Raw genomic sequence first — 9,082 nt, 5'->3', positions numbered from 1 at the left:
CCGACGAACAACGGCAAGTCGATGATCATCGAAAAGTTCCGGCGCACTCATCCGCCGATCAGCTTGTCCGACCGCGAGCAGACACCGGTGTTGTGCATGCAGATGCCCCCGGACCCGTCACCCGGCCGGTTCTACCTCGCACTGCTCACAGCGTTGGGAACACCGACCAGGCCCCGCAATCGGGTCCACGAACTCGAACAGCAAGCATTGATGCTGCTCCGCGCCACCGGCGTACGGATGTTGATCATCGACGAGCTCCACAATGTTCTCGCCGGCCGCGACAACGTCCGCCGCGAATTCTTGAACGTGCTGCGGTTCCTGGGCAACGAACTACGCATTCCTCTTGTCGCTGTCGGAACCCGCGACGCCTACCTCGCCATCCGAACCGATCCCCAGCTGGAGAACCGATTCCACCCCATGACTTTGCCTGTCTGGACCAACACTGCCGACACCAGATCACTGCTGGCCAGCTTCACCACGAGCTTCCCCCTCCGCAAACCCTCGCACCTGACATCACCGGAGATGACCGACTACCTCCTCACTCGCTCCGAGGGCACCATCGGTGAACTGACAACGCTGCTCACTGCCGCCGCAGTGACCGCCGTCGACAGCGGAGAGGAAGCGATCACCTCATCGGTGCTCACACGCACTCCGTACGTCGGTCCCACGGAGCGACGCCGCCAGTTCGAGCGCCACCTCGCGTGAACGCGCGGCTCGCTGCGATGCCCGATGATGCGTACGTTCGCCCGTGGCCGCTGCACCCGCCGCCACTGCCAGGGGAGGTCCTCTCGTCCTGGTTGGCCCGGATATGCGAGCTGTATCCGCACATCAAGCCTTCTGACCCTGCTAGCAGACCTCGATATCGATTGTGCTGTCGAGGATCTCGACCGCTACACACCGGAGCCGATACTTATCGAGCTGGCCGGTCGCGGCGCAGTCCCGGTAGAGAGGGTGCGGATGATGACGTTGGCGGGGTGGACACCGTGGTTGCTCGACAGCACCGACCCCGCCGACTGCGACTTCGACACCTACGTCCACCAATTCTCGATCCTGCTACCGGCCGACCTCGCGAGGCAGGATCGACGACGTCGCACACCCACGAGCGAGGCATGGTTGCCGTGGGCGAGCACTCCGCGCAGTCGGGCATGCCCGGCATGTATCGACAGCCTCGAATCCACTGCTGATATCAACATGACTCTGCTGCATCAATATCCGGTGCTGAGCAGCTGCCTCGACCACCGTTGTCGACTCGAACCCTGCTCTGCTTTCCCTGGTCATGCGATCTTCTGGGATCAGGTCCGGTTCGGTTCGGACGAACGGGTCTCGCCCGTTCCGGTTCCCTCAGCGGTCACGGACCTCGATCGGCGCAGTACCGAGGCTCTGACGACGGGATGGGTGGAGCTCGGCCCGGGCCGGGTACATGCCGCTGTGTGGTTCCGGCTTCTGCGCACCGTCGTCGACGAAGTGTCCTCGCCGCTGGTTCGCACCGGACGGTGGGCGACGAGGCTCGTTGCGATCTGGAGGGCCGCCGGTCGTTCTCGCCCGTTGCGGACAGCGTGGGTTCCGTTCGAGGACCTGCACTGGGACGAGCAGGCGAAAGTTCTCGAGGCTGCAGCGATCGGCATTGCGATGGTCGAGAGCGGTGAGATCGATGCCGGCGGTGCGCACGCATCTCTGCTGCGCCCACGACCCTACGAGCCGGTCGATCCCGGGACAGCTCCGACGCGCTCGTCTTATCCCGCACCCGAGGGCGATCTGTGGGCTGACGCGCACGCTGCGGCCGAGGCCGCCATCGCGGCGGCGCGCGTCGATCCTGCATCCGCCAGTTCGTTGTACAACTTCCTGCGCTGGGGGTGGTGCCGCACCGCGGCGGAGCTGGATGAGACGGTGCAACTGTTCCTCGACCACGGGATCCCGCTGCGCCATCCGCCGACGTAGTTCTCGCCCGATGGAGGGGGGTCGTCCGCGATGCACGCGCGGCGACAGCCGAGAAGCGCCGTTTTCGCGGCGGGGTCATAGTCACCAACGTTATTTGTGCGGTGACCGACGAGAATTTTCCTTCCCGCACCGTAGACCCGCAAACCGCCAGCTGAGCGTGGTTTCGAATCCAGAAATGTGTCGGAGCTGCCCGATACAGTCCACCCCATGACAGAACGCCAGCCAGCAGCCGGCTCGAACGCTGTCCCAGCTGTCGTGTCGGGTGGCGCTGCGGTGTTTCCGGACCTGACACCCGAGGTTGCCGCTCGGATCGAGCGGTCGATGGCTGCATCGCGGTCCGCCGGTACCCGCCGGGCTTACAGCTCGGCGTGGCGACGCTTCGAAACCTGGTGCATCGTCCTCGGGCACCAGGCTTTGCCGGCGCATCCCGCAACGGTGGCGGCGTACCTCGTCGGCGCCGCCGACACGCTCACCGTCGACGGGACGCGGGCGTATGCGCCGTCGACGTTCGACAAATGGATCGCGGCGGTCGCGGACCGCCACCGCGCTACTGGACACGACAACCCGTGCGGGCACGAGATGGTCCGCGCCACCCTCTCGGGTATCCGGCGGGATTACGCGTCTGCGGGGGAGCGGCCCCGCAGACCCCGTGCCCCGCTCCTCACCGCTGACATCACTACGATCGTCGACCACGCCCGACGCACTGCAGCGGGCTGGGCGTCGGAGGTCCTCGAACGCCGCGACACCGCGCTACTGCTGATGGGCTACACCGGCGCATTCCGCCGCAGCGAACTCGTAGCGCTCGAATGCCGCGATGTCCACCGCGACCGCCTCGATGGTGCGCATGTACGTATCCGGAAGTCGAAGACCGACCAGGACGGCACCGGAACCGTGAAAGCACTCCCGTTCACCGCCCGCCACGAGTCATGCCCGGTCTGCGCGTGGGTGCGATGGCTGCAGATCGTCGCAGCGTTCGACACCGGCGGCAGAGTTGCCGTCATCCGAATACTCTCCCGCGCAGTGGAATTCGACTCCCATATTTGTCGCGGCACCCTTCCTGTGGTCGAGAAACGGTCCCCTCTGTTTCGGTCCGTCCGCAAGAACGGCAACCTCTCCGACACAGCCCTGTCCGGAGCCGCGGTGCACGCGGCGATCCGCCGCCGCGCTACTCGAGCTGGATACGACCCCGTCACCGTCGCTCAGCTCGGCGGGCATTCCCTCCGTTCCGGCTTCGTCATGCAAGCCTTCCGCAACGGAGCTGACGCGCACGCCATCATGCGCCAAACCGGGCACACCACACCCGCAATGGTCGAAACATACGCTCACGAGAATGCGCCACTGATCGGCAACGCCGTCACCGAGCTCGGCTTATGACCAGGCACCCGACCGAGCCAGTGACCGGCGACGGGACGACCGGGGCAGATGCTGACCACGACGACCGCCCTTGTCCGATACGACCAGCGGACATCACGAACACGTCGATACCGAGGCGGGATCGGCACACGTGGTCACTGTTCGAGGACTGGTGCACCGCCCATGGCGAACCCTCACTGGCGGCCTCTCCGGAGTCGCTTGCTCGGTTTCTTCACGCGCACCCCGCCGCGCCGACGACCCAACGCCGTCGGATCGCGGTGATCGACATCGCTCATCATCGGCATCTATTACCTCCTCCGGGGTGTGCTGAGATCGTTCGGGCTGCGCTGGACGTGGCGCGTACGTCGCGCCTGCAAGAGGTGGCAGCCGTGATCGGCGGAATCATCGCGCGGCTTCCCGAATACGGTTGGCCGTCAGCGTTGTTCGCACGCAGAGACGTACTGATCCTCACGCTCGCTACGACAGGTCTGCCGTACACGCAGATCGCGGCCCTGCGGGCATGCGATGTCACCGCCGATGCCTGTCTCGACGCCCTTCGCGTCGAGGCAGGCCGCGGCGTCCGCACTGTCACTTCCCTCGCGCTGGCGGGGACGGGCATTTCTCCGCGCACGGTGTACCAGCGCTGGTGTGAGGTACTCGGCCATCGGACCCGGTATCCGAGCACCCGAATGCTCGCCGACGCTCTCGATGCCGTGGACGGCACCGGGCTCGGCGGATACGACCGGTATTTCGACCCGGCCGGGAAACAGCCGCTGTCGATTCCTATCGACCGGTGGGGCCACACCCCGTTGGCTGCGACCCCGCTGACCGCCCGTGCGGTCGCGGGCATCGTGCGAATGCACCTGGACGGACGGGCACCCACCCACCTGCAGCCCACTGCGCGGTCACAACATCCGGAGCAGATCGCGGCACCGGATCCAGTACCGCGGGTCCTGCTCGACCCCGGCTACTACGAACGCGGAACGCTTGCGCGTAGACACGCCCACGGTCTTCTCGACGGCGTGGACTCCGTCCTCGCCGATGTCGAAACCCGCGCGGACAGCCTGTTGGAAGCACTCGTCGACTTTCTCGAATCGGAGACCGCACGCGTACCGGCCGACACCGTCGAGTGACAAGTGGTTCGTACTCGGGTCTGCACACACTCTTCTTCTCACGGCAGGGAGGCGGTGACGTCTCCGAAATCTCCGAGACGGAGATCGACCAGGCCGCGAACGAACGATGCATCGATCTGACCCCGTCTGTGTGGTCTACGTCGAATCCGGGTCGTCCGAGAGTCGTGGGTTTCGGAAATCTCTCGGAGAGCGCCCGGTCCAGCGTTTGAAGGCATGAGAGAAGTTGGCGAGGTCGCTGTATCCGAGTTCAGAAGCGATCTCGCTGACCGAAACCGAGCGATCGAGGAGCCGTAGCATCGCGCGTTCGTACAGCAGCGATTGGCGCACCTTTCTGTAGGTGGTTCCTTCTTCGGCAAGCCGCCGTTTCAACGTGCTGCTGGACATCGACAATGCTTGTGCAACATCATGGTTGGTTCGCTGTCCGAGGTCCTTTTCCAACAGTTGCCTCACCTTCTCGGCGGATGACATGGACCCACTCCGATGGGCGAGTGTCCGCTGCAGATCAGCGATAGCGAGACGATATGCGAGAGGGTCCGAGAACCGACAAGCCTTGTTTAGTGTGTCCTCGGGTACGTGGACGAAGGAAATCGGAGCGTCGAAGAACCGGCGATTCGCCGGACCTTTGTCGTGGCTCACCTCGGTCGGCTCCGGCCAGCTCAGATGGAGTGTCACCGGCGATATGTCACCGGCGAGCATGTCCAGCAGTCGTAACAACGCCGACCCGCCGTAGGTGATGACCAAGCAGTCCAGTGCGGAATCGCCTGTGTGCGCAGTGAGCCCGACGATCAGACCGTAGTCGCCAGTGTGGAACTGCGATTTCAACGCCGTGGAGATCAATGGCAGGTATGTCAGGAGATCGACGATCTCGGCGACCGAACCAGCGCTGATCAAAGGTGAACTCAGGGGCCCGAACGATGTCAACTGGGCCTGCTCGGCAAACGCAAATCCGAGTCGAGTGGCCTGGGCGATATCGAGTTCGGGATAGACCTCCCGAAACCACCGTATCGGCGCCTGGACGTCATGCTGAATGAGCGTCGCTTCACTGGTTCCTTCGCGGTGCATGATCGCGCGAAGGCGCGCGGCGGCGTCAGGGTCGAGTGCGCGGCGTTCGAGCAGCTGCACGAACGCAAGCGGTGGCACGCCCTCATCGCTCAGCTTCACGGTGATTCCTTTGACCCGAATTCACAAGTTTATGACTCCACCGAACATAGCCGTCACCCGCGTTTGCGACGACACTTTCGTCAATCACGCCGGAAAACGAGGTGGTGGCAAGCTGGACGGATTCTTGTCCGGAAGTTCGTTTGTCTTGAGAATGGGAATATTGCGTGACACCGACGCTAGCGGCGCTACACCGACGCTAGCGGCGCTACACCGCTGTCGCTACGGTCGACCGAATCGAGTCGTCTTGCTCAACTCTGGATTGGCTTGAAAATCTTGGAACCCCTCGATGTACGGAGCGAGTAGGTCTGCGATATCGGTGGCGGTCTGGGCTGCGTCAGTCGGGGGCCGTGAGACATACGCCAAGGCCATCTGAACGATGGACGTGCTCAGGATATCGGCTTGGCGTTTCGGGGCTTGCACCCAGCATCGCTGAAATGTGGCAGAGAGGTGATCTGCGGCTCGCTCGACAAGCTGGGTGCTGTGAACAGTAATGAGCCGCAGGAGGTCTGCGGATGCGTCTTCTTCTCGTAGCGATCTGACCAATGGGTCACGTTCGGAGACGGCGAAAAACGCAGCCAAACCTCGGCCGAGCGCCAATCTGATATCACCAACGCAAGTGTAGAGTCCATCGTCCACCACACTGACCAGCTGATCGGTCAGTCGTATCGCGTAGCTCTCCGCCACACCGCGCCGGGACCCGAACTCGTTATAGATGGTCTGTCGAGACAAACCGGCTTCCTTCGCGACCTCGGACATGGTCACGGACTTCCAGCTCTGCCGCAGCAGGAGAGCGCTCAATGCGTCTAACGCGGTCGCACGAAGGAGAGTGCTTGCCGCTGTCCGGTAGCCACCATCAGGGCGCGCAGTGTGGACGGAACTCATGAATAGAAGTCTAGGCGCGTTCGGACATTGGTGGTGGGGGATGATGTCGCTGTCGCCAGCGCGTCGATGCTGCCAGAGATGCGACCAGTGGCGTTATCGGCGGGCGAACGAACCAGGCGCAGCGGTGAGCCGAACACCTACGAAGAACTCATCTGTTCTTTCGGTAGGTTTCCCGAGCGGCGTACAGCGAACGCAGAGCATGCAACTCGGCACAACTGCCGGCGTGTGGCGTCAGAAAAGCTCTCCATTGCAGAGGTCGGCTACGCACACCCCTCGTCTGCGTAGCTCGACCTACATCTGGCTGGTTTTCACGTCGCGAATATTTCGGCGTTCGATCAGACTCGCGCACCCATGGTAAGTCAACGAAATCCACGCGGGTGCCAACATGAACAGTAGGAGCGGTGTCAATGTGAAGAATACAAAATCCAGCACGATACCTCGATTTCCACTGCATTCATGGAGGCCTGAAGAAGCCGTCGTCGTGGTGTCGATCGTACTGGATCGGCACCGTTCTGTGATATGTCCAAGTTGGCCAAAGTCGCAAGGAGTCCTTGTTCTTTATGCACAACTCATCCTTCCCTCTTTGACACATGAGGAATGGCTATCGTACAACTAGGTCGTATCGAGTTCGCTCCCGTACTTAAAGGAATCAACCTTGAATCGAGCATTGGACCGTCTCGCAGTTCGTGGTCGGGTGCTGGTCACACCCTGCCAGGGGGAGCCCGAACTGTGGGACTACGAATCCGATCCACCCTACGAGACGGTTGCTCAGCGAGCTGCGCGTCATAAAACTGCAGCGGACTCTTGCATGAAATGTCATATACTGACCGACTGCGAGCAGTATCTTGCTACTGATCCTTCGCCAGTCGGAGTGTGGGCCGGTCGAATCTTGGAGACGTCCGAAGGATCTGTCGAATCAAATGCGGCGAACATTGCGACAAGTGAAGGAATCGAGGGCAAAGAAATGGATATCAATGACCGAATCAAGTCGCTTTCACCGAATGCGGCATTCGATATTCTGATAGCAACAATCGTGAATCAGCATGGCAATGGAGTCTGACGAACGTGGCGCTGGAAACCTGGAAGGTTTGAGCCGGGTCGCAGCCACCCTGCTCAAACCGTCAACCGTGCGTCTACTGAGCCGAGCGGTATGGGTAATTTGAGTACTGTGCTGGGTGTCCACCACGCGGCATCCAGCGCAATCCTGAGGTTCATGAGGATGCTGGCATCGTCCAGCTTGCAACCGCACTCTTTCGCTGCTTGTCGGATGCGGTATTTGACCGTGTTGCGATGGATCGTCATGTCGTGAGCGGTCGCGGTAACGCTACAGTTGTTTGCCAGGTAGACTCGCAAGGTCTCGCGGAGCCAGCGGTTCCGCGCACTGTCCAGAAGCAAGCCTCCGAGTGAGTCTTCCGCTAGATCCCTTAGGCTTTCCGGATCTTCGAGCAGAAGAGTGATGGCTGCAACTTCCTCGAAAGTTACCACCGGACTGATATCGACCTTGCCGTCCGAAACCACGCGGGCCGCGCGCTCTGCCTGCCTGGCTGTCTTCCGAAAACCATTTTCACCACTCTGCACGGTTCCAATTGCTGCTCGAATTCGGCCGTACTTCTGAAGAACGTCTGTAACGCTTTCAAGGCAAATCCTTCCGGCGTGAATTATCGGAAACCAAACCAGGGATCGGGCATCGCCTTTACTGTTGACTTGCGGTCGACCGATCGTACCGAGTCTGACGTTAACGGTATCTACGAGCTGGTGCCAGGACTTGCTCGGGAATGGTTCCCGGTCATTCGTCCAAAACTCAATGGCAATATGGTTTCCTGTGAGATTGTAATATGAATCGATTTTGTATGCGTCCAAAGGATCTGTGCATGATGGCGACATTGCGCGTTCGAGTTCCGTGTTTACAGAACTATTTTCTTCACGTATCTTCGATTTCTCCGCTTCGTATTCTGAACATGCGTCCTGACACACGCGGTCTATGAAGACGGCAGACCTGCTGACCAGATGCGCAAGTTGATTCGCGGCCAACGTGTGCGTAGCTCGCGAGAGCGAGAACAGGACATGCTCAAGAAATCTCGATTGGCCCAGGTGATAAGCGCGGGCGAGCGCCGTCAGCGGGACATGCGTGTGTGCGAGAACGCGAGCATGGCACAGGGCGGCATGCGGAGCTCGCAAGTTGTCGTGGTCAGTCCTGTCGGCCAGGAAGTCGATAGCCGCATTGATGTTGGCTTTCACGCTGGTGTGTAGAAGTCCGGTTGCGTCTGCATTGCCGTTCATTTCATGGATTGATGCACTTATGAATGAAGAGATATTCTCGGTCAACTCTGCCTTCCTGTCCTCCATCTCGTCCACAAGTGTTTCCATCAAATGAGTCGATACCATTTTAGTGTCATACCTACCCTGGTAGTTCAATTCTGGAGCGGCACGCCATTTCGGTGACGATCGCTGCGGATCTAGCTTGTCGATCTCGGGGCTTGCCCCGCCGCCTGTGCACCTCGGCTTCTCGTCAGAGCCCTCCTTGCTGGCTTCTGACGCACCGGCTCCTTTCGGTTCGGCTCGCCGGTGACGGAAGCGTCAGCGGCTTGTGGTTGATGAGCTGCATCACTAGTATC

The 9,082-nt window shown here is 61.1% G+C and carries 7 protein-coding genes; 4 read left to right on the top strand and 3 right to left on the bottom strand.

Translation table 11 applies throughout. From position 1 onward, the window contains the following. The 4 genes from RHBS_RS02355 to RHBS_RS02340 all read left to right on the top strand — a co-directional run. Window positions 1–705, top strand: a 705-nt coding sequence (locus RHBS_RS02355) for a TniB family NTP-binding protein (protein ID WP_128644727.1), incomplete at its 5' end; no start/stop codon positions are given. 24 nt (window positions 706–729) lie between these two features. Then, window positions 730–1,938 (top strand): TniQ family protein, encoded by a 1,209-nt coding sequence (locus RHBS_RS02350; RefSeq protein WP_306303498.1) that lies wholly within the window; start codon window positions 730–732, stop codon window positions 1,936–1,938. 207 nt (window positions 1,939–2,145) lie between these two features. Further along, entirely contained in the window at window positions 2,146–3,312 is a 1,167-nt protein-coding gene (locus RHBS_RS02345) for a site-specific integrase (RefSeq protein WP_027498272.1), read from the top strand. 368 nt (window positions 3,313–3,680) lie between these two features. Next, on the top strand, window positions 3,681–4,424 hold the full coding sequence (locus RHBS_RS02340) for a recombinase (RefSeq protein ID WP_228139277.1): 744 nt from the start codon (window positions 3,681–3,683) through the stop codon (window positions 4,422–4,424). Window positions 4,425–4,559: 135 nt separating this feature from the next. Here RHBS_RS02340 and RHBS_RS02335 read toward each other — a convergent pair whose 3' ends face one another. From RHBS_RS02335 to RHBS_RS02325, 3 genes are all read right to left on the bottom strand, one after another. Further along, the gene (locus tag RHBS_RS02335; RefSeq protein WP_027498270.1) at window positions 4,560–5,585 is read right to left on the bottom strand and encodes an AraC family transcriptional regulator; all 1,026 of its coding nucleotides are present in this window, start codon (window positions 5,583–5,585) and stop codon (window positions 4,560–4,562) included. Between the two features lie 219 nt (window positions 5,586–5,804). Next, a complete protein-coding gene (locus RHBS_RS02330; RefSeq protein WP_045840684.1) occupies window positions 5,805–6,467 on the bottom strand; it encodes a TetR family transcriptional regulator in 663 nt (220 codons plus the stop codon). 1,113 nt (window positions 6,468–7,580) lie between these two features. Next, complete coding sequence (locus RHBS_RS02325) at window positions 7,581–8,792, bottom strand: CdaR family transcriptional regulator (RefSeq protein ID WP_236745330.1); 1,212 nt, start codon at window positions 8,790–8,792, stop codon at window positions 7,581–7,583. Window positions 8,793–9,082 lie beyond the last annotated feature (290 nt).

Source organism: Rhodococcus sp. BS-15, from assembly GCF_000813105.1.
GTDB lineage: Bacteria > Actinomycetota > Actinomycetes > Mycobacteriales > Mycobacteriaceae > Rhodococcoides.
This window is presented reverse-complemented; position numbering and strand designations above follow the sequence as displayed.

Excerpts from the sequence above, each read along its gene's own strand:
- RHBS_RS02350 (WP_306303498.1), top strand. The coding sequence starts at position 730 with ATGATGCGTACGTTCGCCCGTGGCCGCTGCACCCGCCGCCACTGCCAG.
- RHBS_RS02345 (WP_027498272.1), top strand. The coding sequence starts at position 2,146 with ATGACAGAACGCCAGCCAGCAGCCGGCTCGAACGCTGTCCCAGCTGTC.
- RHBS_RS02330 (WP_045840684.1), bottom strand. The coding sequence starts at position 6,467 with ATGAGTTCCGTCCACACTGCGCGCCCTGATGGTGGCTACCGGACAGCG.